Raw genomic sequence first — 21,114 nt, forward strand, 5'->3', positions numbered from 1 at the left:
CGACGGTCCGTACCTGCCCCCGCACTTCCGTACGGACCACAATCCCGCCAACCGGAAGAATGCCCCTTAACGCTTGGGATGCGGCGAACTACGCTGGGTTTACGAATGCCGCATGGTTATGCCAGCGCGGCAGCCGTCTGTGTCGAGGGGTGGCGCAATGTCCAGGGAGCAACGCGGGCCGAACGAAAAACTCGGCGCCGTTCTCGCCCTCGCGGGAATCAGCAACGCAGGACTCGCGCGACGCGTCAACGACCTCGGCGCTCAACGCGGGTTGACTCTTCGCTACGACAAGACGTCCGTGGCGCGCTGGGTGTCGAAGGGCATGGTGCCGCAAGGTGCCGCGCCCCACCTCATCGCGGCCGCCATCGGTCAGAAGCTCGGCCGTCCGGTGCCCCTCCACGAGATCGGCCTGGCGGACGCGGATCCCGCTCCCGAGGTGGGCCTCGCCTTCCCCAGGGACGTCGGCCAGGCCGTGCGCTCGGCCACCGACCTCTACCGCCTCGATCTCGCGGGCCGCCGGGCCGGCTCGGGAGGCATCTGGCAGTCGCTGGCCGGATCGTTCGCAGTAAGCGCGTACGCAACGCCCGCCTCACGCTGGCTGATAACCCCGGCCGACAGTTCGGTCGCCCGCGACGTACACCTGTTGGAAGGGTCCGGCGCACCGCTCAAAGTCGGCCACAGCGACGTGCAGAAGCTGCGGGAGGCCGCCGAGGACGCCAGACGCTGGGACTCCAAGTACGGCGGCGGCGACTGGCGTTCGTCGATGGTCCCGGAGTGCCTGCGGGTGGAGGCGGCGCCGCTGCTGCTGGGCTCGTACTCCGACGAGGTCGGCCGGGCGCTGTTCGGCGCGAGCGCCGAACTGACCCGGCTGGCGGGCTGGATGGCCTTCGACACCGGCCAGCAGGAGGCCGCGCAGCGGTACTACATCCAGGCGCTGCGGCTGGCCCGAGCTGCGGCCGACGTGCCCCTCGGGGGTTACGTCCTGGCCTCCATGTCCCTCCAGGCGACCTACCGCGGTTTCGGCGACGAGGGCGTCGACCTCGCGCAGGCGGCTCTGGAGCGCAACCGGGGGCTGGCCACGGCCCGCACCATGAGCTTCTTCCGGCTGGTGGAGGCGCGCGCACACGCACGGGCGGGGGACGCGCATGCCGCAGGCGCGGCGCTGAAGGCGTCCGAGGGCTGGCTGGAGCGGTCCCGCGACGGCGACCACGATCCGTCCTGGCTGGGTTTCTATTCCTACGACCGGTTCGCCGCCGACGCCGCCGAGTGCTACCGCGACCTGAAGGCACCGCGCCAGGTGCGCCGATTCACCGAGCAGGCGCTCTCGCAGCCGACGGAGGAGTTCGTGCGCTCGCACGGACTGCGGCTCGTCGTCTCGGCGGTCGCCGAACTGGAGTCGGGCAATCTCGACGCGGCCTGCGAGCAGGGCGTGCGGGCGGTGGAGGTGGCCGGCCGGATCTCGTCCGCCCGGACCACGGAATACGTCAAGGACCTGCTGCACCGGCTGGAGCCCTACGGCGACGAGCCGCGGGTGGTGGAGCTGCGGGAGAGGGCGCGGCCGTTACTCATGACCCCCGCGTGAGCGCTTCGCGCGGAGCGGGGGTCCCGGTCGGCCACGCCTGGCCGTCGCCTGAGCCACCACCCCTCAGTTCCTCTTTCACCTGATTCCATCACTTCCCTCCACTTCCCTCCACTTCCCTCCACTTCCATCTACTTTCATATGCTTTAAGGTCGTGGGCGCGTAGGGCCGGCCGTGCCGGTTCTCGATCTGCCGAGGAGTGCCGGCCCGCGTCGGGTTTGAAGAGATTGTCAGTGGCGCAGTGCACTATCGAAGCCGGGAGGTGGTGCACGTGCCGAAGATCGCTTACGACTGTGACGTGCTCGTGGTCGGCGGCGGCATCGTGGGGCTGGCCACGGCGTATGCGATCACGCGGGCCGCGCCGGGCACGCGGGTCACCGTGCTGGAGAAGGAGCCGGGGGTGGCCCGCCACCAGACCGGCCGCAACAGCGGGGTCATCCACAGCGGGATCTACTACCGGCCGGGCACCCTGAAGGCGCGGTACGCGGTGCGCGGCGCCGCCGAGATGACGAAGTTCTGCGCGGAGTACGGCATCGCCCACGCCGTCACCGGCAAGCTGATCGTCGCCACCGAGCGGTCCGAGCTGCCCCGGTTGCACGGGCTCGTCCAGCGCGGCCGGGAGAACGGCATCACCGTGCGGGAACTGGGCGCCGCCCAGATCGCGGAGTACGAGCCAGAGGTGCGGGGGCTCGCCGCCATACACGTGGGGACGACCGGCGTCTGCGACTACACGGCCGTCGCCCAGCACCTGGGCGAGGCGTCCGGGGCGGAGATCCGGTACGGCGCGCGCGTGGTGCGGATCGACCGGCGGCCGGAGCGCGGGGTGGCCGTGCTCACCGCCCGCGGTGACGTCGTACGGGCGCGGGTGCTGGTGAACTGCGCCGGGCTGTACTGCGACGAGATCGCCCGGCTGGCCGGCGACGAGCCGGAGGTGCGGATCGTCCCGTTCCGGGGCGAGTACTACGAGCTGGCGCGGCCGGAGCTGGTGCGCGGGCTGGTCTATCCCGTGCCCGATCCGGCCTTCCCCTTCCTCGGCGTGCATCTGACCAGGGGCATCGACGGGGGTGTGCACGTCGGGCCCAACGCGGTGCCGGCGCTGGCCCGGGAGGGATATGGCTGGGGCGTCGTGAATCCCCGGGAGGCGGCGGCGACGGCGGCGTGGCCCGGCGTGTGGCGGATGGGCCGCCGGCACTGGCGGTACGGCCTCGGCGAGCTGCGGCGGTCGGTCTCGAAGGGCGCCTTCGTGGACGCCGTGCGCAGAATGCTTCCGGCGGTGGAGGAGACCGACCTGGTGCCGACGGCGGCCGGCGTCCGTGCGCAGGCGGTCCTGCGGGACGGCGGTCTGGTGGACGACTTCCTGATCCGGGAGGGCCCGCGGACGGTCCACGTCCTGAACGCCCCCTCACCTGCGGCGACGGCCTCCCTGCCGATCGGCCGCGAGGTGGCCCGCAGAGCCTTGGGCGCCCTGGCCGACGCGTGAGGGAGCCGCCCCTCGCGCGGAACGCGGCGGGCGGCTGATCCCGGTCAGGAGCGACCGGTCCGCAAACCGGCGGGCCGCCCGTGAGGAGCGGGGTGGATCACGGGGACCCCGGGCGCTCGCGCGGGCCCCGTAAAATCGACCGCACTGTGTCTGATTCCGTGAGCGTTCCCGATGTCCCCCCGTCCTCCCCGAGTGGTGAGCACCACCCGGGGGACGCTGTTCGGCATACCCGCGCCAAGGGGGAGCCGCGGTTCCCCGACGGACCGCGGGCCGATCCCGCCGGTTCCCACTTCGAGCGGCGGATCCGCAGCTTCCAGCCCCGGCGCAGCCGGGTGACGGCCGGGCAGGCGGACGCGCTGCAGCGGCTGTGGGCCAAGTGGGGGCTGGACATCGACGGACATCCGGTGGACCTCGCCGAACTGTTCGGCGCAGGAGGCCGTCCCGTCGTACTGGAGATCGGTTTCGGCATGGGCGAGGCGACCGCGCAGATGGCCGCGGCCGACCCCGGCACCGACATCCTCGCGGTGGACGTGCACACGCCCGGTCAGGGCAACCTGCTCAGCCTCGCCGACCGCAACGCGCTGACCAACGTCCGGGTCGCCAACGGCGACGCGATCATCCTGCTGCGCGAGATGCTGCCGGCGGACTCGCTCGACGGGCTGCGCGTCTACTTCCCCGACCCCTGGCCCAAGAAGCGCCACCACAAGCGGCGGCTGATCCAGCCGGAGTTCCTCGACCTGGCCGCGACACGGCTGAAGCCGGGCGCGCTCGTGCACTGCGCGACCGACTGGGAGCCGTACGCGGAGCAGATGCTCGAGGTGCTGACCGCGCACCCCGAATTCGAGAACACCCGGGCCGACGGCGGCTTCGCGCCCCGGCCCGGCTTCCGGCCGCTGACCCGTTTCGAGGGCCAGGGGCTGGACAAGGGTCACGTGGTGAACGATCTGCTGTTCCGGCGCGTACAGCATCGCGTCCAGCCCGGGGATCACTGACCGAACAATTCCCTCCACCACAGTCCTCTCCCTCGTTAGGGTCGATGCCGTGGCCATCAGTTCCCCGTTCCCGCCCAGTCCGCCCCAGCCGCCGCACCCCGGCGGCGGGCCCGAGGGCGGTGTGCTCCGGCACGCTCACTGGTGGCAGCACAGGTGGGTCCGGTACGGCGCACTGATCACCCTGCTCGCCCTGTCCGGGCTGGTCATCCTCGCCCTGGTCCGCGAACAGACCGGCACCGAGGGTCTCCTCGTGGGGCTGGGGCTCGCCGTGCTGCCCGTGCCGCTGCTCGTCGCCGCCTTCGGGTGGCTCGACCGGGTCGAACCCGGCCCGTGGCGCAACCTGCTCTTCGCCTTCGCCTGGGGCGCGTGCGCGGCGGCGCTCATAGCCATCATCGCCAACAGTTTCGCGACCAGATGGATAGCCACCGCGACCGCGGACCCGTCCGGCGCGGACACCCTGGGCGCGACCGTCATAGCGCCGGTCGTCGAGGAGTCCGCCAAGGCCGCGGCCGTCCTGCTCGTCTTCCTCTTCCGCAGGCGGGACTTCACCGGGATCGTCGACGGCGTGGTCATAGCCGGCATCACCGCCACCGGCTTCGCCTTCACCGAGAACATCCTCTACCTCGGCACCGCCTTCGGCACCGACCAGCTCACGGGCGACAGCGGCATCGCCTCCGTCACCGCCGCGACCTTCTTCGTGCGCGTCGTCATGTCGCCGTTCGCGCACCCCCTGTTCACCGTCCTGACCGGCATCGGCTTCGGCGTCGCCGCGCTCTCCGGGGAGCGTCAGCACACGCGGCGCGTGCTGCTTCCGCTGTCCGGGTTGCTCCTCGCGATGGGCATGCACGCCCTGTGGAACGGCTCCTCGTCGTTCGGCGAGCTCGGGTTCCTCGCGGTGTACGCGGCGATCATGGTGCCCGCGTTCGGGCTGCTGACCTGGCTGGTGGTGTGGACGCGCCAGCGCGAGTTGCGCACGGTGCGCGAGGAACTGCCCGCCTACGCGGCCGCCGGCTGGATCACCCCGGCCGAGCCGTTCGCGCTCGGCTCGATGCGGGCCCGGCGGCTGGCCCGGGTGCACGCCGGGCGTCACCTCGGCAGGCCCGCGGCCCGTGTGGTGGCGCAGTACGAGGCGTACGCGACATCCCTCGCCTTCCTGCGCCACCGCGGCCGGCAGGGGCGGGCCGGCGCCGATTTCCTGGTCCGCGAAGGCGAGTTGCTGAACGAGCTGTGGCGGCGGAAGGACGTCGCCCGCCCCGCCCTGGACCACGCGGCCCGCATGACGGCCCCTCCGGTCCGGATGCCCCCGCCCCCCTGGCCGGCGTACGGGGCGTACGGGTACGGCCAGGGCCAGACGTACGGCCCCCAGGGTCAGGCGTACGGCCCGGGCCAGGGATACGGGCAGGGGCCGGCGTACGGCTTGAGCCCGGCCTACGGCCCGAGCCCGACATACGGCGGCCGGCCGCACGCCCCCGGACACGGCCACAGGAACGGCCACACGCCCGGGTACGGGTACGGGTACGCGTACGCGTACGAGCCCGGCCACCTGCCCGGATACGGATATCCGCCCGGCCCCCACCCCTCGGCCGACCCCCACCAGTAACCGGGCGGCGCACCACGCGGGCCGCAAGGCCGCATGCGTCGAGCCGGTCAGGCCGACGGCCCGGACGCATCGAGACGGTCAGGGCGAAAGCCCGGACGCGTCGCCAGGTCAGGCCGCCGGCCCGGCCACGTCGGTAGGTCACGCCGCCGGCCCGGCCACGTCGGTCAGGTCACGCCGACGCCTGGGTCAGGCGGGTGACCTCCGCCTCCGTCAGTTCCAGGTCGGCCACCGCCAGCAGGGCCGGGAGCTGCTCGACCGTGCGGGCGGAGGCGATCGGAGCGGCCACCGTCGGCTGCGCGGCGAGCCACGCGAGGGCGACCGTGGCGACCTGGGCGTCGTGGGCGCGGGCGATCTCGTCCAGCGCGGCGAGGACGCTGCGGCCCCGCGCCGTGTCGAGGTGCTTGGCGGCGCCGCCGGCGCGGGCGCTCTCGACCGTCGTGCCGGGCCGGTACTTGCCGGTGAGGAAGCCGGAGGCCAGCGCGAAGTACGGGACGGCGGCGAGGCCGAAGCGGGCGGCGAGGTCCTGGAGGCCGCCCTCGTAGGTGTCGCGGGACACCAGGTTGTAGTGCGGCTGGAGGGCGACGTACCGGGCGAGGCCTTCACGGTCGGAGAACTCCAGGGACTCCTGGAGGCGTTCGGGCGAGATGTTGGAGGCGGCGATGTGCCGCACCTTGCCCGCCTGCACCAGCTCGTCGAGCGCGCCGACGATCTCCTCGACGGGCACCTCGGTCTTGTCGAAGTGCGTGTAGTAGAGGTCGATGTGGTCGGTGCCGAGGCGGCGCAGGGAGGCGTCGGCGGCGGCCTTGATGTTGTCGGCGGACAGACCGGGGAAGTCGGGGTGCTGGCTGACCTTGGTGGCGATCACGACGTCGTCGCGGTTGCCGCGGGCCTTCAGCCACCTGCCGATGACGGTCTCGGACTCGCCGCCGCTGTTGCCCTCGACCCACGCGGAGTAGGAGTCGGCGGTGTCGACGAAGTTGCCGCCGGCGGCGGTGTAGGCGTCGAGGACCGCGAAGGAGGCGGCCTCGTCCGCGGTCCAGCCGAAGACGTTGCCGCCGAGGGCGAGCGGGAAGACCTCGAGGTCGGAGGAGCCGAGGGTGCGCAGAGAAGTCATGCTTCGACCAACGGGCGCGGCGGGCACGCCATTCCGCGCGGACACGAAGAACGTGTGAACAAGCGGCAGCCCTGACGTCGGGGGTGGCCGTCAGGGCTGCCGTTGCTCGATGGTCCTCAGAGCTCCTCGAGGGACGGCTCAGGCCTCCTCGAGGGACGGCTCAGGGGTTGAGGCCCTTGCTGCGCAGCCAGGCCGCCGGGTCGATGCCGTCGGCGCTGCCGTTCGCGTGGACCTCGAGGTGGAGGTGCGCCCCTGTGACGTTGCCGGTGGCGCCCACGCGGCCGATCACGTCACCGGTGGCGACCTTCTGGCCGACGCTGACGCTGATCGACGACTGGTGGCAGAACCAGATTTCGGTGCCGTCGTCCAGGGTGAGGATGGTGCGGTAGCCGTAGGCGCCGGCCCAGCCCGCCTCGGTGATGGTGCCGGTGTGGACGGCCTTGATGAGCGTGCCGGTGGGCGCGGCGAAGTCGAGTCCGGTGTGGTAGCCGGAGGACCACAGGGAGCCGGCCTGGCCGAACGTCGAGGTGATGGTGTACGAGGAGGTCGGCAGCGTGTACTGCTTGGCCAGCTCGGCCAGGCGCGCGGCCTCGACCTTGGCGGCGGCTTCCTCGGCGGCCTTCTTCTTCGCGGCGGCGGCCTTGGCCTCCGCCTCCTTCTCCGCCTTGACGACGGCGTCGGCCTTCGCCTTGGCAGCCGCGGCGGCGGCCTTGACCTCGACCTGGGTCTTCTGCGACTCGGCCTGGGCCATGATCCGGCTGCGCAGGGCCTCGCCGGCGTCGGCGACGCTCTGGTCTGCGTCGGTGTCGGTGTCGACGGCGGCCTCGGAGCCGAAGCTCGCCAGGGCGGGCGCGGCTTCCGGGGCGGGCTCGTCCTCGGAGATCAGCGAGCCCACGCCCGGCAGGTCCGGCATGGAGATGGAGACCGGGGCCTTGCCGGTGTTGGCGCTGGCCATCCCGCCCGCGCTGACGGCGGCGATGACGCCGACGCCGAGAACGGTGGAGCTGCGGGCGAATCCGCCGCCGCGCTGCTTGGCGACGCGGTGCTTGCCGCGTACCGGGCGAATGGACTCCGCGGTGGGATTCCACTCCTCCCAGGGGCCCTCGTCGGTGCGGTAACCGCCGTAGCCGAAGGTCTCGGTGGAGGGCTGGGCCGGCGCGTACGGGGCCTCGGGGGCAGGCGGGTTGGACGCCACGCGGGCGCACTCCTTTCCTTCCGTCGCCTACCGGGTTAGCTGACGGGTTCGGAGTCGGAAGGTCTCCTACGCGCGTATACCGGCCGTGGACTCTGCGAGTTCACGGAGGCTTCCGCGTGATTCACCCCAAGGTGGTGGTTCCCCGGTTCCCTTGCGGGATTCGGCGCGTGCGCACGGAGCCGGCTCTTGTGCCGGCTGGGACGGCCGCGCTGTGTTATCGAACGTTAATAGACCCGGGGGTGCGTTTCCAAGCCGTTCTGCTTGATCAACAACATTTCTGGCCTGGACTTTCTGGCCAGCAGCGGTGAAAAACGGGCGAGTTGACCCTCGTTCAGGGTGCCTCACCCGTCACACGCGTAGACACGGCGGCCCAGACCCGGCGCACAGGGCGTCCACACGGTCACGAAGCGTCACGAAGGGGTGGGGCGCGCCACCGGGGGCGAACGCACCGAGGGCCGGAACCCTTTCGGATTCCGGCCCTCGGCCTTCAGTAGCGGGGACAGGATTTGAACCTGCGACCTCTGGGTTATGAGCCCAGCGAGCTACCGAGCTGCTCCACCCCGCGTCGTTGTGACTCCAGTGTACGTCATCCGGGGGACGCCCAGCACCAGGCTTTGTCGCGCCCCCGCCACGACCCCGGCCCGGGCCCCGGCCGCGGCCTCACACCAGGTGCCGGTTTGGGGCCTTCGCCCGCTCCTCGTACTCCGGCAGCACGAGGACGTCGACGCCCGCGGCGGCCAGCAGGCCGGTCCCGTCCGCCGCCGTCACGAAGGTGTCCGGCTCGCGCCACGCCGTGACGACCCGGCGCACGCCGGCGTCCAGGATGAGCCGGGCGCACGGCGCGGGACGGGAGGAGCGGCGGGCGCAGGGCTCGAGGCTGCTGTAGACGGTGGCGGCGGCCAGCCGGGGGTCGGCGGGGTCGAGCTTGGCGAGCGCCGCCTCCTCGGCGTGCACGACCGGGTCGCCGGCCTCGCGGGAGTGCCCGCGGGCCAGTTCCGTCCCGTCGGCGGCCACGACGACCGCGCCGACGCTGAACGCCGTGTCCGAGGGCGGGCACTGGGCGGCCAGCTCGCAGGCGAGGGCCAGCCAGTGCCGGTCGGCCGCGGCGGCGAGCGGTCCGGCGCCGGGGGCGGTGGGCTCGTAGCGGTGCAGGACGACGTCCTCGATGCGCCGCGTCTCCACCAGCCGCAGCCGTCCGCCCTGGTAGGCGCCCGGCCCGAAGAGGCGGGGCGCGTCGGGGTCGCCCACGAACAGCGGGGCGAGGACGAGCTGGAGTTCGTCGGCGAGCCCCTGCTGGAGCAGCTGGGTGTGGACGGTTCCGCCGCCCTCGACCATCAGGCGCCGGACGCCGAGCTCGTCGTGGAGGTGCGTGAGGAGGCGGCGCCAGTCCAGCTCGGGGCCGAGCGGGACGACGTCCGCGGCGATGCCGAGCGCGCGGGCCCGTTCGGCGCCCTTCTCGGTCGTGTAGACGGCCTTCTCGCCGCCCGTGTGCCAGAAGTTCGCCGCCGGGTCGAGGTCGCCGGAGCCGCTGACGGTGACCTTGAGCGGGTAGGCCGGCCGGCCGGCGGCGACCCGGGCGGCGCGGCGCTCGGGGGAGTTCACCAGGAGGCGGGGGTTGTCGGCGCGGATGGTGCCGGCGCCGATGAGGATGGCGTCCACGGAGGCCCGTACCGCGTCGACGCGGTCGAAGTCGGCGGGGCTGGAGAGCAGCAGGCGTTCGGGCGTGGTGTCGTCCAGGAAGCCGTCGAGGGAGACGGCGGCGGACAGCAGGACGTACGGGTACGGCATCGACGTGCTCCCGGGCTGGTCTTCCGACGGCGATCTTGGTTCAAGTTTGAAACAAAACTACACTGGGGTCATGACGACCCGCTGGCTCACCCCCGAGGAGCAGCGCGCCTGGCGCGCGTACATGGCCGGCTACCTCCTCCTCGAGGACGCCATCGACCGGCACCTCCAGCAGGAGGCCGGCATGCCCCACCTGTACTACTCCATCCTCGCCAACCTGTCCGAGAGTCCGGAGCGGCGGCTGCGGATGACCGATCTCGCCGAGCGCCTGAAGATCACGCGCAGCCGGCTGACCTACGCGGTGACCCGCCTCGAGAAGGACGGCCTGACGCGGCGCGAGGAGTGCCGCTGGGACAAGCGCGGCAGCGTCGCCGTCCTGACGGACGAGGGCCTGGCGGTGCTGGAGGACGTAGCGCCCGGCCATGTCGAAACGGTCCGCGCCACCCTCTTCGACCGGCTCACGCCCGAGCAGGTGGGGCAGTTGGAGGAGATCTTCACCCAGGTCGCGGCAGGCTTCCAGAGCGAGGGCGGCGGCGAGGCCTCCACCTCCCCCGAGGACCTGCCGTGGCGCAGGCGCTCGTCGCCCTGCTCCGGTTCCGGCTCCGGGACCGACTCCAGGACGGAGTGAGCCGCCGACCCGGATGAGGGGGGTGAGGCGGTGAGGGCGTGTCGGGTGAGGCGGGCCACAAAGCAGTTGCTTCAACTTTAAAGCATGGGTAGGGTCTCGTTTCGCTGGAACTGCTTCAAATCTGAAGCAGACAGCGTAGACAGCGGTCAGGCAGCACCCGGCTCACGCCCCGGCGACGCCCGGCCCACCGCCCTCCGGACCCGGGAGACCCGCATGCCCGACACCCCCGCCGCCACCCAGCGCGCCCGCGTCCGGGTACCGCTCCGCTTCCACGACGGCTACTGCGTCGACGCCGAACTGGTCACCTTCCACGGCCTCGTCGACGGCCAGGAGCACGTCGCCGTCGTCCTCGGCGAGCCCGCCCCGGGCTCGGTCCCGCTGGTCCGGCTGCACTCCGAGTGCCTGACCGGCGACGCCTTCGGCTCCGCCCGCTGCGACTGCGGCCCCCAGCTGCGCGAGGCCGTCGAACGGATAGCGGCGACGGGCGGTGTCCTGCTCTACCTCCGCCAGGAGGGCCGCGGCATCGGCCTCTACAACAAGCTCGACGCGTACGCCCTCCAGGACCAGGGCCTCGACACCTACGAGGCCAACGCCGCGCTCGGCCTGCCCGAGGACGACCGTGACTACACGTCGGCCGCCCAGATGCTGCGCGCTCTCGGCATCACGAGCCTGGACCTGCTGTCCAACAACCCTGACAAGGCAGAGCAGTTGCGGGATCTGGGCATCGACGTCCACGACCGCGTGCCGACCGGCGTCTTCACCACCCCGCACAACGTCCGCTACCTGCGCGCGAAGGTCCTGCAGACCCAGCACACGCTGCCGCTGGCCTCCCTCACCGGCCTCAGCGCGGTCTGACGCCTTCGGGGTACGGCCAGGGCAGCGGTCGGGCGGACGAGGAGAAGGCCGGCTTCGTCATGCGGCCACCTCCTGTGCGCCGATCAGGTGCCCGTCCAGGTCGATCCCTGAGTCGGCGGCCAGGACGAGGGAACCGGACGCCTGACGAACGACGCGGGCGGCCGGGTCGACCTCAACGCACGCAGGCGGCCTTCACTGGAGTCGAGCCCGGAGAAGACGGGCTACCTGGTCGGCCCGGTCGGGCGTCACCCATTCCTCCTCGGGCCGCCGGAGCAGTTCGAAGACGCCCGGCCCACGGTGTTCCGGCGGCAGATCCGCCATGCGCGGGACGATGTGGAAGTGCACGTGCGCGAAGCCTTCGGCTTCGGCGAACTGGACGACGTAGGTCTTGGTGCAACCCGTGATGCTCCGGAGCGCCTGGGAGAGTCTGACCTGCCACATCCCCAGGGCGGACGCCTCGGCGTCGGTGAGGTCGTGCACAGCGGCGACGTGGCGGCGGGGCAGCAGCACCAGCCAGCCGGGGACCGCCGTGTTGAAGGCGTGGGCCACCCGCCAGTGCTGGTCGTGCACGACGCACTCGCGTGGTGGAAGGTCGTCGAACTCTTCTTCCTTGCCGCAGGTGTAGCAGTCGGAATTCGTCATGAACCGAGATCGTAGAACCGTCTGTGCGACGTCTCTCGGGCCTGCGCACCGGCTCACCGCGGGAACACGGGAGCCCGGGCGCCGCCCGGCAGGTCAGAGGGGGTTACCCCCCTCTCCCCGCGCCACGGCTCTTCGGTGAGGACGACGCACCCTCCCCGCTCCAGCACGCAGTCCGGCAGCAGCGTGCCCCTTACGCCGCAGTGCTCTGGCGCCGTGCCAGCGCTTTGGAGGCTTTGCGCCGGCTGCTGGAGAGCACGTTCACCGGGGCGCCCGCCCCGGCTCCGGGCTCCAGCCGCCAGTCGCGGATCCGCGCCGCGACCCGGGCCAGCCGCTTGTCGCCGGGCCGTACGTCGATGGAGAACAGCGCCTCGTCGGGCGTACGGTCGTCGCCGCCCCAGCGGACGACGCCGTCGAGTTCGGCGAGGATGTCGCGGATCACGACCTCCTGCTGCGGGAAGAAGCCGCCGCGTACGCCCACCGGGTAGAAACCCGGCCGGACGCGCACGGCCGTGCCGGACGCCAGGTTGGACTCCGCGCGGCCCTTGCGGACCTTTGACGGGGCGTGCCAGCCGGTCACGTCACCCTGGCGCAGGGGGTCGACCTCGTAGTGGAACCGGCGTACCAGGTGGACGAGTACGGTCTCCACGTCGCCCATGCGGACGGCGACACCCTTGAGCGGGGTGCCAGGCACGGGGCGGGTGTAGACGGTGCCGCCGTCGTCGGCGACGTTCTCCATCTCCCAGCCGTTGTGGGAGCGCGTACCCGCCAGCACGCGCCGGGTACGGTCCCGGGCGCTGCTGACGGCGTCCCGTACGCGGGACGGAATGGTGCCGTCCTGGTCGGCCTGTGCGGAGGAGAGGAAGCGGGAGAAGGGCAGGGCGGCGACGGCGGCGGCGCCGGTGACGGCGGCGGCACGGCCGAGCAGAGCACGCCGGCCCATGCCACGGCGGTGCGAGGGCGCCGACGACTGCCGGCTGCTGCTGCGGGGAAACTGGGGGATGTTGAGCTTCAACGGAGTCTCATTCCGGAGTTCAGACGGGCGCGCAGGGGTCAGGCGTTGCGCGCGATGCTGTTGTACTTCTCGAAGAGCTGGTAGACGGCCAGGCTCTGGTGCGTCTGCGCCTCCTGGTCGGGGTCCCAGGCGCGGTAGCGGCGCAGGAGTTCGGTGATCTCGAATTCGGCGAGGCCGAGGCGCATGGTCCGCGGGGTGGTGACGCGGTCGCCGGGGGGCAGCCGGCCGCCCGGCCGGCCCCGTACGTCCCACAGGTGGATCAGGGCTACGGTGCGCACGGTGAACGCGTTGTCCTTGTTCAGCCGCTGCCACACGGACCAGATGTCGGCGTCCTTACCCGCATCGAGGTGCTTGCCGGTCGTGTAGCCCCAGCCGATGCAGTGGTTCCAGGCCTGGATGGCGTCGGTGCCGCTGATCTCGGCGATGCCGGTGTGCGAGTCCTTGACGGTGCCGGAACCGGAGAGGTGATAGCCGACGACCTTCTGGTCCGCGGCCTGGTCGGCGAGGCCGTACTCGCGCATCGCCCAGTAGACCGCCGTCTGGATCAGGGCCTTGCGCATGCCGTACGTGTTCGACAGCTGGGTGATCAGCTCGTCCTGGTCCTGGAGCGCGTCGACGGCCTGGGAGTTGGAGTAGAGCTTCGCGTCGCTGCCGATGCCGCCCATGTCGGGGTAGCCGATCGACTGCATGTACCGGGAGAGGTCGGCGCGCAGGGCCGGCAGATGGCTGCGGTCGAGGGCGACGTCCGGCACGGCGGGGCGCGGCGGGTTGAAGGAGCCCTGCCCGGTGTCGCGCCCCGAGGCGATGTCGATGTCGATGTCCAGTTGCGCGTCACCCGAGCCGAGGGTGCGGATGACGAACTGGTCGTAGGCCCAGTCGTCGGGCAGCTGATGACCGGCGTTGCCCACGTAGCCCGAGGACATGTCGGCCAGGAAGCTCGCCGTCGAGTAGCCGGCCGCGCCGACCCGTGCGCAGACGTCGCGGGAGCCGTACACGCCTATCTCGTACGGATTGCCGGAGTCCGCCATGGCGTCGTTGATGCCCTTGAAGTGGGGCAGGACGTTCGCGGTGATCTGGTCGTCGACCGCGTCGAAGTCGACGGCGAAGAAGATCCGCGTCCCGTTCTTGAAGCCGTGGTCCAAAGCGGCGTTGACCGCGCCGTACCCGGCGGTCCGCCCGGCCGCGTAGTCGAAGTCGGAGGCGTCGCCGCCGGTGGTCTGGTAGATGGGAAAGCAGCGCAGGCCGTTCTCGGCGATCGTCCGCAGTTCTCCGGGCTGGATCGCCTTCTCCGGCAGGGACTTGCCGCTCGGGTTGGTGAGGTAGCGCCCGACGTACTTGATGCCGGCCGCCTTCAGCGTCGCCGCGCGTGCGGGCGTGATCTTCGCGATGCCGTCGCAGGCCTGGCCCTGGCGGGCCTGGTCGCCGAACGACGCCAGCAGGGACGCCCATGTGGAGAAGTCGCCGTCACCGGTCGACGGGAGGGCGACGAAGGTCTGGAATGCCCGGACAGCGGCGGCCAGAGGAGACTCGAAGGAGTCGGAAAAGGCGACGGGCCGCCGGTTGAGGACCATCCCCGCCGAGAACAGGGACACCCACACACCCTGGTCGCCCTGCTTCACGGGGTGCGACTTCAGGCCCCCCTGGGTACCGGGCCCGAAGTTGCCGTTGGCGGTGCCGTCCGCCATGCCCAGCTCGTACTGGACGCCGAAAAGCAGCCCCTTGAAGGTGGCTCCGGAGACCTGCCCGTCGCTGGCGACGACGAAGTAGTCCTGGCGGTTCACGTACCGGCCGTTGAGCCACCGCTGCACGCCGCGGACCTGGTCGGAGCCGGAACCGGTGACGACATACGCGTCCATGGTCAGCAAAGCCTTGAACACCTTGGGCGTCAGCTCACTGCCGGGAAACGCCTTCTCGACGCCCATGTCGGTCTTCAGTCTGGTCACGGCCGCCTGGACGCGTGCGCCGTACGTACCGTCGAGGTCACTTCCGTCGTACCCCTTGCAGTACAGGCCCGCCTGGATGATCCGGCAGAAGTCCGGGGACGGGACGGTGTCCTGATCGAGTTTCGGGAACTTGGCGGTCAGCGTGGAGAGCGTGCCGGGGCCGAAGCCGTCGGACATGGGGGTGATGTCCAGCTCGTACTGCAGGGCACGGGTCAGGGCGTACATGGTGGCCCAGTCGGCCTCGCCGCTCTCCTCCACGGTCGTGCCGGTACGGCTGCCGTAGACGGAGTTCACGAACCTCTGGGCCTTGAGCACCATCGCGTCGCGCATGGGGGGTTCACTCACTTTCGAGGGAGTGACCGAGCCCGTCGCAGCCCTGTGACCAGGTTCCCCCCCGGCGCCGGGCGAATGGTCGATCTCGTGGTGAGGTTGATCGTATGTCGGGTCAAACCTCTGACCGTGAGGCACTTGGGAGGATTCGAGGAGGTTCTTGTGATCACCGGAGAACCCCCGGTTCATCCCGCAGTCGGACGGCGGCGGCCCCGACCGCCGACAGCGGCCGCCGCCTTCCGTTCCCGCCCGGGTGATCAAGCGCTTCGGCTGATCCGGGAACTCTTCGGCGGCCGTCCTGCGACCGGGCATCCGCGGCGTTCCCCCGGACCACGACGAGTCCCGCACCCGCACCCTGGATGTCGATGCCGACCGGGCCGGGTGCGGGTCTTGAGTGAGGGCGCCGGCTCGTCTGTCCGTGCCCGGCTCAGTTGCCGCCGCTGCCGCCGTCACGCTCGCAGCGCTGGATCTCGCTGCACCCACGGGTCCACGGGTTCGCCTGTCCCCCGGGACCGTCGAGGTCCGACCAGAAATCGAAGTGGCCGTTCGGGTCGTGAGACGGGTTGTAGATCACATGGGGCGCGACGTGGTTCGGGTTGTTCGCGTGACCGACGTACGTGGTGCGCTGGGTCCTGAAATCGATACGCCCGTTCGTCTCGTGCGCCGTCGTCTCGTAGATGCGGACGCCTCGGACCGCGTAGTTCGGGATGTGGTGCACGAACGCCCACTCGTCCTGGCCGGCGTACGTCCGGGCCATGTCGCCGCGCCCCATGGCCGCGAGCTGGCTGGGCACATGGACCGCGTTCTGTGCCCACCTGGTGTCGATCTCGTAGACGAAGGTCCGCGCGGTGATCGTGCCATGGGTGCAGCCCGACAGCAGGTACTGCCCGAGTCCCGGGATGAAGGCGTAGAAAGCCATGCGTGCGGTGGAGCAGCGCGGTTGCCCCGCGAGACGGTCCAGGTTGCGCCCGCCCTGGCTGCGCGCGAAGGTCTCGGCCACGCCCAGCGTTCCCGTGGTCGAGATGTAGTTGCTGCCGTCCTGCCCGTGCACATGGGCCACGAGATCATCGTTGGCGCCGACGGACGAGAAGCCGTGGCTGAAGATGTCCGACGGTGAGCGGGAGTCGCCGCGCACCAGCGTGAGCGGCATCGTCGGCTGGTTTCCGAGGAAGCGGTTGTGCAGGTTGGGGCAGGTTCTGCTGGACGAGGACCCTTCCCCGGAGTTGCTTCCTCCGGGGCAGATGTTGCCGGTGGCATGGGCGCCGGACAGCGTGCCGAGTGGGCCGAGCAACGTGGCGCACACCGCCAGCAGGAGGACCGACAGGACCGACAGGATCGTCGGTCTGCGGAGGAGGGGCGTTTCGTTCGTCTGCATTGCGTGCTGTTCTCCCAGCGGTGAGACAGAGGGTCGATGCCACGACCGAGGCTGTCGCCCCGCAGGTTGATTGGCACCCCGCTCACCAGGGGCAATCAACTCGCCTGCTCACGCTGACCTCGGACACGTACACGAGTCTGCTTCCTGAGCCGGACCGTGATCCGCAGGCCACGGACGCATCCGCTCGCGCAGCCCCCGACAACGCAGTGGCGCCCGGGTCGGCCGAAGCCGATCCGGGCGCCGCTCGGCAGGTCAGAGGGGGTGACCCCTCCCCCGCACCGGTAGGCCCTGTGGGACTCGAACCCACAACCAATGGATTAAAAGTCCAGATGAGTTCATGTCGGACGGTGACGCATGATACGAATGCGTCCCGTCTGTGCAGGTCAGGGGCCGATTCTCGCGTTACGCATGCCGCAGCCTGACGATCCATCCAAAGGCGTCCGGGCTCACGGCGGGCTCACTCGGGCTCACGGCGGCCGGTGGCTACGTAAGGTCGGTCCGCTTGCCTTGCCCCGGACGCTCGAAGTCGATGATGGTCTTCGGCTTCCATACCGGCGATCGGCCGAACACCGCATCGGGCTCGGGCATCTCTCCGCGCCGGCGGGATCGGTACGTGCGGATGGTCTGCGACGTGACGCCCCAATACTCGGCGACGTCGCTGATGCTCCAGTAGTCCGCGTTCGGGTCGGCCATGCCCTGCCTCATCGTCTTCGTGGTGTGGACAAAGTCCCACCAGGTTGCCACGTCGACGCTCCGCAACTTCGCTTCATTCATGTTGACAAGGTTCCTGGAAGCGAGTAACTTTGTCAATGTCAGAGCGACAAGGTGAGTCCTCTCACCAGCACTGACGCAAGCGGCCCCCGCCGGTGTTAGCGCACCGAACGAGGGCCTACGGAACCACCCGACTCAACCGGGAGAACCGATGCTTCAGCTTCTCATGTCCCCTCGTACCGCCCGCACCGTGCGTGGCCTGATCGGCACCCTCGCCGACGCGGTCCGCAGCGTCACCAACCCCGCCGCCCTCGTCGAGCGCCAGGCCGAGCCCGCGCCCGTCGAGCCCGCCGGCCTCTACACCACCGACGACATGCCCCCGCTCGAAAGCATCGAGGCCGCCGCCCTCGGCTACGACCTTGCCGCCGACTCCGCCCGCTCCGCCGACCGCGCCAAGCGCAAGCACCGCAAGCTCCTCGACCGCCTCCCCGCCGGCACCTACGGCAGCTGGCTCGTGCGCCGCGTCTCCTCCTCCCGGCAGACCGTCGACCTCGACGCCGTCCGCGTCATCTTCAAGACCCACGGCCTCGGCGACGTCCCGATGCGGGACACCGCCCCGTCCCTGCGCGTCGAGCGCATCGACACCCCGGCCGCCGTCGAGACCCTGACGGAGGTGACGGTCTGATGTCGCTGATCATCGGCCTCGCCGCCCTCACCCTCCACTGCCTCCCCCACCTCCCGACCACACCCAAGGCCACCGACACCCCCCGCCCGGCCGCCATCACCGCACCCCGCAACACCATCAACGACGACGAGGAGACCATCACCGCCCTCGCCGCCGCCGTGTTCATCGCACGCGCCGCCTACCGCGAAGCCCTCGCCATGCCCGACCCGGCGGCCACACTCGCCGTCATCGCCGACAACCTCCCCGAGGTCATGCCCGAGATCTTCGCGGGACTGGACACGAAACCCGACGTGGCCGCGGTCATCCTGCCCGCCGTCGCCGAACGGGTGCAGGCGTTCACCGTCGTGGAGCGCGCCCGCACCACGTGGGACCCGGACTACGGATACGTGTTGGACGTCCTGGCCGACGGTCTGAAGAAGGGCTCCGACCCGGCCACCGTTCAGGCCGACGTCCACCGCATCGCCGGTCATCTCGCCGATATGGCGGCCAGCCGGTGACCGGTACCCCGGCCGAGCAGGCGCCCACCCTCGTGGTGGGCGCCCTGCCCCCGGCCTCCTACACGCCGCTGTACGACCCCGACCGCGAGGAAGGACACGAGCCCGGTGACGTCCGCTTCGAACTGAGGGGTGCCCACCGACTCCTCGACGAGGTCGCCGCCGCCAACATCCACGACCACACCGAGATGCTGGTGACGGCCGTCCGCCTCGACTACCGGCTTCGTAGCCTCGTCGCCGCCCTGCACGCCGAGCGGGGTGAGCAGCCGTGACCGAGCCCCGCCTGATCACCCTGGCCACCAGCGACCACGGGAACGTCGTCCTCCCTGAGCCGTCCTGGTGTGCCGGCCACGTCCACCACGACCCCGAGAGCTTGCGCGTCGACCTCGTCCACGCCGGCCCCACCGTCGACTGCACCCACCTCGGCGCGAACCTGTTCTCCGCCGAACTCGTGCAGTCCCCCTACGCCGAGTCCAGCAGCCCGCTCCTCGGCGGCCGCACCCCCGGCGTGTCCGTGTGGCCGCTCTCCCGGACCCTCGACCCCGTCCAGATGTACAGCCTCGCCGCCGACCTCGACCGGTACGCCGACCAGCTGCGCAGCCTCGCCGACCAGCTCGCCACCGTCCTCGACGGGGGTGAGAACCGGTGACGGACGCCGAGCGCGCCGAGCTGTCCCGCCGCGTCAAGGAAGCCAACAAACGTTCCGAGGAGCGGCCGCGGTGAACAGCACCCGCCCGGTCCGCCGGCCGACCGAGACGGCCGCCATCCGCGCGGCCACCCGGTCGCCCCGGCGGCTCCCGCCCGTAACCAGCCTGCTGGCCGCGCTGCTCGTCGCGAACGAGCGCCGTGACCGTGAAGGCGTCCAACTGTGCGCGCACCTCGTCGTGCGCGCCTCCGAGCCCGAGGTGGGCGAATGAAGAACGACCTGCTGAAGTGGGGGGCGTTGGCAGCCGCGCTCGTCGCGACGGCGTCCGCCGAATACGAGCTGGCCCGCGCGGTCGGCTTCAACGAGTGGGTGGCCGCCGCGGTGCCGGCCGCGCTGGACCTGTACACGGTGCGGGCGTTGCGAGCCCACCGGGAGGTGCTGGCCGCGGTCGCCGCGATGATCGGCGTCAACGCCGCCTCCCACCTCGTCACGACCGGGCTTCTGCCCGTGAACGTGTGGCTGGTCGTAGCGGTCGCCGCGATCGCCCCGCTGGTGCTGTGGCGCGTCCACTCCCTCGGTGCTGGTCACGACGAGCCCGTGACACCAATTGGTGTCACTGCTGTGGAGGTGGCCGCTCCGGTGACCGTGGAGCGTGTCGCCGACGACCAGCCGCGCGCCCTCCCCGCACCCCCGAAGGTGGTCATCCCCGACACCATCCGCCTGGCATGGAAGGACCCCGACGGCCCCACCGCCGAACCCTTCGACCTCGACCACAAGATGCCCCGACAGGTGACCAGCGCGGTACCCGCCGAGACCCCCCGCCAGGTGGTCACCGAGGTCGTCACCCTCACCCCGTCTGAGCTGCGCCGTAGGGCGTCGAAGCTGAATCGCGAGTTGGTCACCTCAACGAACCGGCAGGTGACCATCGAGCGACTCCGCGAAGAGTTCAGCCTGACCCGACGTGAGGCCGCCGAGCTGCGCCGCCAGGTGGTCACCCAGAGCGGAGGCGACCGGTCATGAAGCCGATCCTCCTCGGTGCCGTCCTCGCCCTGCTGTGGCTCGTCCTCGGACTGCCGCACACCACGCCGGTCACGGTGCCCGGCCCGCTCCTGCAGCCGGTCGTCGTCGCGTTCGCCCTCGGTGTCGTCGCCCGTCCGTACCTGGTCGGTGGCAGGTGGCTGCGGTGACCGAGCCGACCCCCCTTGCCAAGGCTGAGGCCGCCGTGCGGGAAGCCCACACGGACACCGTCGCCGTGCAACTCGCCCTGGCCGCGGTCGAGCTCGCCAAAGCCGCCACCGCACAACAGCAGACCGCACAGCCGCACACCTGCCAACAGCACCAGCAGCACAAGCCCGGCCGGTCCGCCGGCGAGTGGGTCGGCATTGCCTGCGCGGTGTGCGTCGGCGGTGTCGGGATCGCGTTCGCGTCGCTTGCGCTGGCCATCCTCGGCGGCGTCGCCGCGATCGTCGTCCTGGTCCTTCGGGACCTGTGGCGCGACATGCAGAAGGGCCGCTGACTGTCGGCCCTCCGTCCCGCGCGGCTCACCCGTGCGGGAGCGGAGGACCGGACAGCCCGGCCCGTAACGAAAGAGGAACCCCGATGAGCGACCGCATGAAGAAGCAGGCCGAGAAGGCGCGCGAGGCGGCGAAGACCGTTCGTGACCGCGGCAACGAGGAGAAGGCGCAGCGGATGGAGGCCTACGCGGACCGTCTGGACTCCGGGAAGGTCGTCGACCGCACCGACGAGGTCAGCAGCCTCCTCGGCCGCATCCTCCGCAGCCACTGAACAGGAGGAAACCCCATGGCCAACGGACCCGCGTTCGCTGACTTCACGCTCGGCGAGAAGGCCCGCATCGCCGCCCTGACGGCCCGTATGGCGAAGCGCGGCCTCGCCGGTGACGCCGTCGACCTCTCCGACCTGAAGCGCAGGGTCGAGCGCATCGAGCAGCAGGCGCTGCGCCGCAAGAACAAGAGCTAGTAACGCCCCGGGGCGGCCGTCACCGGCCAGGCAGACCGGCCGCCCCGGGCCTCCACACCCCAACAAGAGGC

The 21,114-nt window shown here is 71.2% G+C and carries 24 protein-coding genes, 1 tRNA gene and 1 riboswitch; of the genes, 16 read left to right on the plus strand and 9 right to left on the minus strand.

What is annotated here, in order from left to right:
• Positions 1–157: 157 nt before the first annotated feature.
• The 4 genes from QF032_RS18835 to QF032_RS18850 all read left to right on the plus strand — a co-directional run bounded on the left by QF032_RS18835 (position 158) and on the right by QF032_RS18850 (position 5,651).
• Entirely contained in the window at positions 158–1,582 is a 1,425-nt protein-coding gene (locus QF032_RS18835; protein ID WP_107443239.1) for an MFS transporter, read from the plus strand.
• A 259-nt stretch (positions 1,583–1,841) separates the two neighbouring features.
• Positions 1,842–3,059 carry an L-2-hydroxyglutarate oxidase gene (gene lhgO / locus QF032_RS18840; RefSeq protein ID WP_307050171.1) on the plus strand — a complete coding sequence of 406 codons (1,218 nt, stop codon included), beginning with the start codon at positions 1,842–1,844 and terminating at the stop codon, positions 3,057–3,059.
• A gap of 146 nt (positions 3,060–3,205) precedes the next feature.
• Positions 3,206–4,051 carry a tRNA (guanosine(46)-N7)-methyltransferase TrmB gene (trmB, locus tag QF032_RS18845; RefSeq protein WP_307044178.1) on the plus strand — a complete coding sequence of 282 codons (846 nt, stop codon included), beginning with the start codon at positions 3,206–3,208 and terminating at the stop codon, positions 4,049–4,051.
• A gap of 55 nt (positions 4,052–4,106) precedes the next feature.
• Positions 4,107–5,651, plus strand: coding sequence for a PrsW family intramembrane metalloprotease (locus QF032_RS18850; protein WP_373430481.1), 1,545 nt, complete (start codon positions 4,107–4,109; stop codon positions 5,649–5,651).
• Positions 5,652–5,820: 169 nt separating this feature from the next.
• On the opposite strand, the gene QF032_RS18855 is transcribed toward QF032_RS18850, so the two are convergent.
• From QF032_RS18855 to QF032_RS18870, 4 genes are all read right to left on the minus strand, one after another.
• Entirely contained in the window at positions 5,821–6,765 is a 945-nt protein-coding gene (locus QF032_RS18855; protein ID WP_307056684.1) for an aldo/keto reductase, read from the minus strand.
• Positions 6,766–6,925: 160 nt separating this feature from the next.
• Positions 6,926–7,960 (minus strand): M23 family metallopeptidase, encoded by a 1,035-nt coding sequence (locus QF032_RS18860; RefSeq protein ID WP_307056686.1) that lies wholly within the window; start codon positions 7,958–7,960, stop codon positions 6,926–6,928.
• Positions 7,961–7,969: 9 nt separating this feature from the next.
• A riboswitch (cyclic di-AMP (ydaO/yuaA leader) is annotated at positions 7,970–8,136 on the minus strand.
• A 315-nt stretch (positions 8,137–8,451) separates the two neighbouring features.
• Positions 8,452–8,525 (minus strand) — tRNA-Met (locus QF032_RS18865).
• 95 nt (positions 8,526–8,620) lie between these two features.
• Positions 8,621–9,748 (minus strand): dihydrofolate reductase family protein, encoded by a 1,128-nt coding sequence (locus QF032_RS18870; protein ID WP_307044184.1) that lies wholly within the window; start codon positions 9,746–9,748, stop codon positions 8,621–8,623.
• A gap of 70 nt (positions 9,749–9,818) precedes the next feature.
• Here QF032_RS18870 and QF032_RS18875 point away from each other — a divergent pair, with 70 nt between their 5' ends.
• Positions 9,819–10,373, plus strand: coding sequence for a MarR family winged helix-turn-helix transcriptional regulator (locus QF032_RS18875; RefSeq protein ID WP_307044186.1), 555 nt, complete (start codon positions 9,819–9,821; stop codon positions 10,371–10,373).
• A gap of 213 nt (positions 10,374–10,586) precedes the next feature.
• On the plus strand, positions 10,587–11,228 hold the full coding sequence (locus QF032_RS18880) for a GTP cyclohydrolase II (protein ID WP_307044188.1): 642 nt from the start codon (positions 10,587–10,589) through the stop codon (positions 11,226–11,228).
• 192 nt (positions 11,229–11,420) lie between these two features.
• Here QF032_RS18880 and QF032_RS18885 read toward each other — a convergent pair whose 3' ends face one another.
• From QF032_RS18885 to QF032_RS18905, 5 genes are all read right to left on the minus strand, one after another.
• Positions 11,421–11,870, minus strand: a complete 450-nt coding sequence (locus QF032_RS18885; protein ID WP_307056687.1) for an HIT family protein — start codon at positions 11,868–11,870, stop codon at positions 11,421–11,423.
• Positions 11,871–12,060: 190 nt separating this feature from the next.
• Complete coding sequence (locus QF032_RS18890) at positions 12,061–12,882, minus strand: hypothetical protein (protein WP_373430355.1); 822 nt, start codon at positions 12,880–12,882, stop codon at positions 12,061–12,063.
• Positions 12,883–12,920: 38 nt separating this feature from the next.
• Positions 12,921–15,155, minus strand: a complete 2,235-nt coding sequence (locus tag QF032_RS18895; protein WP_307060305.1) for a glycoside hydrolase domain-containing protein — start codon at positions 15,153–15,155, stop codon at positions 12,921–12,923.
• Between the two features lie 427 nt (positions 15,156–15,582).
• Complete coding sequence (locus QF032_RS18900) at positions 15,583–16,530, minus strand: hypothetical protein (RefSeq protein WP_307056689.1); 948 nt, start codon at positions 16,528–16,530, stop codon at positions 15,583–15,585.
• 483 nt (positions 16,531–17,013) lie between these two features.
• Positions 17,014–17,304, minus strand: coding sequence for a helix-turn-helix transcriptional regulator (locus QF032_RS18905; RefSeq protein WP_307056691.1), 291 nt, complete (start codon positions 17,302–17,304; stop codon positions 17,014–17,016).
• A 148-nt stretch (positions 17,305–17,452) separates the two neighbouring features.
• Here QF032_RS18905 and QF032_RS18910 point away from each other — a divergent pair, with 148 nt between their 5' ends.
• The 10 genes from QF032_RS18910 to QF032_RS18955 all read left to right on the plus strand — a co-directional run bounded on the left by QF032_RS18910 (position 17,453) and on the right by QF032_RS18955 (position 21,043).
• On the plus strand, positions 17,453–17,926 hold the full coding sequence (locus tag QF032_RS18910) for a hypothetical protein (RefSeq protein ID WP_307056693.1): 474 nt from the start codon (positions 17,453–17,455) through the stop codon (positions 17,924–17,926).
• Complete coding sequence (locus tag QF032_RS18915) at positions 17,926–18,423, plus strand: hypothetical protein (protein WP_307056695.1); 498 nt, start codon at positions 17,926–17,928, stop codon at positions 18,421–18,423. Before QF032_RS18910 ends, QF032_RS18915 begins: the two co-directional genes overlap by 1 nt.
• On the plus strand, positions 18,420–18,692 hold the full coding sequence (locus tag QF032_RS18920; protein ID WP_307056696.1) for a hypothetical protein: 273 nt from the start codon (positions 18,420–18,422) through the stop codon (positions 18,690–18,692). The genes QF032_RS18915 and QF032_RS18920 overlap by 4 nt, the downstream gene beginning before the upstream one ends.
• The gene (locus tag QF032_RS18925) at positions 18,689–19,069 is read left to right on the plus strand and encodes a DUF6907 domain-containing protein (RefSeq protein ID WP_307056698.1); all 381 of its coding nucleotides are present in this window, start codon (positions 18,689–18,691) and stop codon (positions 19,067–19,069) included. The genes QF032_RS18920 and QF032_RS18925 overlap by 4 nt, the downstream gene beginning before the upstream one ends.
• A gap of 70 nt (positions 19,070–19,139) precedes the next feature.
• A complete protein-coding gene (locus tag QF032_RS18930; protein ID WP_307056701.1) occupies positions 19,140–19,337 on the plus strand; it encodes a hypothetical protein in 198 nt (65 codons plus the stop codon).
• Positions 19,334–20,086 carry a hypothetical protein gene (locus tag QF032_RS18935; protein ID WP_307056703.1) on the plus strand — a complete coding sequence of 251 codons (753 nt, stop codon included), beginning with the start codon at positions 19,334–19,336 and terminating at the stop codon, positions 20,084–20,086. The genes QF032_RS18930 and QF032_RS18935 overlap by 4 nt, the downstream gene beginning before the upstream one ends.
• A complete protein-coding gene (locus QF032_RS18940) occupies positions 20,083–20,253 on the plus strand; it encodes a hypothetical protein (protein ID WP_307056705.1) in 171 nt (56 codons plus the stop codon). Before QF032_RS18935 ends, QF032_RS18940 begins: the two co-directional genes overlap by 4 nt.
• Positions 20,250–20,582, plus strand: coding sequence for a hypothetical protein (locus QF032_RS18945; protein ID WP_307056707.1), 333 nt, complete (start codon positions 20,250–20,252; stop codon positions 20,580–20,582). The genes QF032_RS18940 and QF032_RS18945 overlap by 4 nt, the downstream gene beginning before the upstream one ends.
• A gap of 83 nt (positions 20,583–20,665) precedes the next feature.
• Positions 20,666–20,851 carry a hypothetical protein gene (locus tag QF032_RS18950; protein WP_307056709.1) on the plus strand — a complete coding sequence of 62 codons (186 nt, stop codon included), beginning with the start codon at positions 20,666–20,668 and terminating at the stop codon, positions 20,849–20,851.
• 15 nt (positions 20,852–20,866) lie between these two features.
• On the plus strand, positions 20,867–21,043 hold the full coding sequence (locus QF032_RS18955; RefSeq protein ID WP_307056711.1) for a DUF6257 family protein: 177 nt from the start codon (positions 20,867–20,869) through the stop codon (positions 21,041–21,043).
• The last annotated feature ends 71 nt before the right edge of the window (positions 21,044–21,114 follow it).

This window comes from Streptomyces achromogenes (genome assembly GCF_030816715.1).
GTDB classification, from domain to species: Bacteria; Actinomycetota; Actinomycetes; order Streptomycetales; family Streptomycetaceae; genus Streptomyces; species Streptomyces achromogenes_A.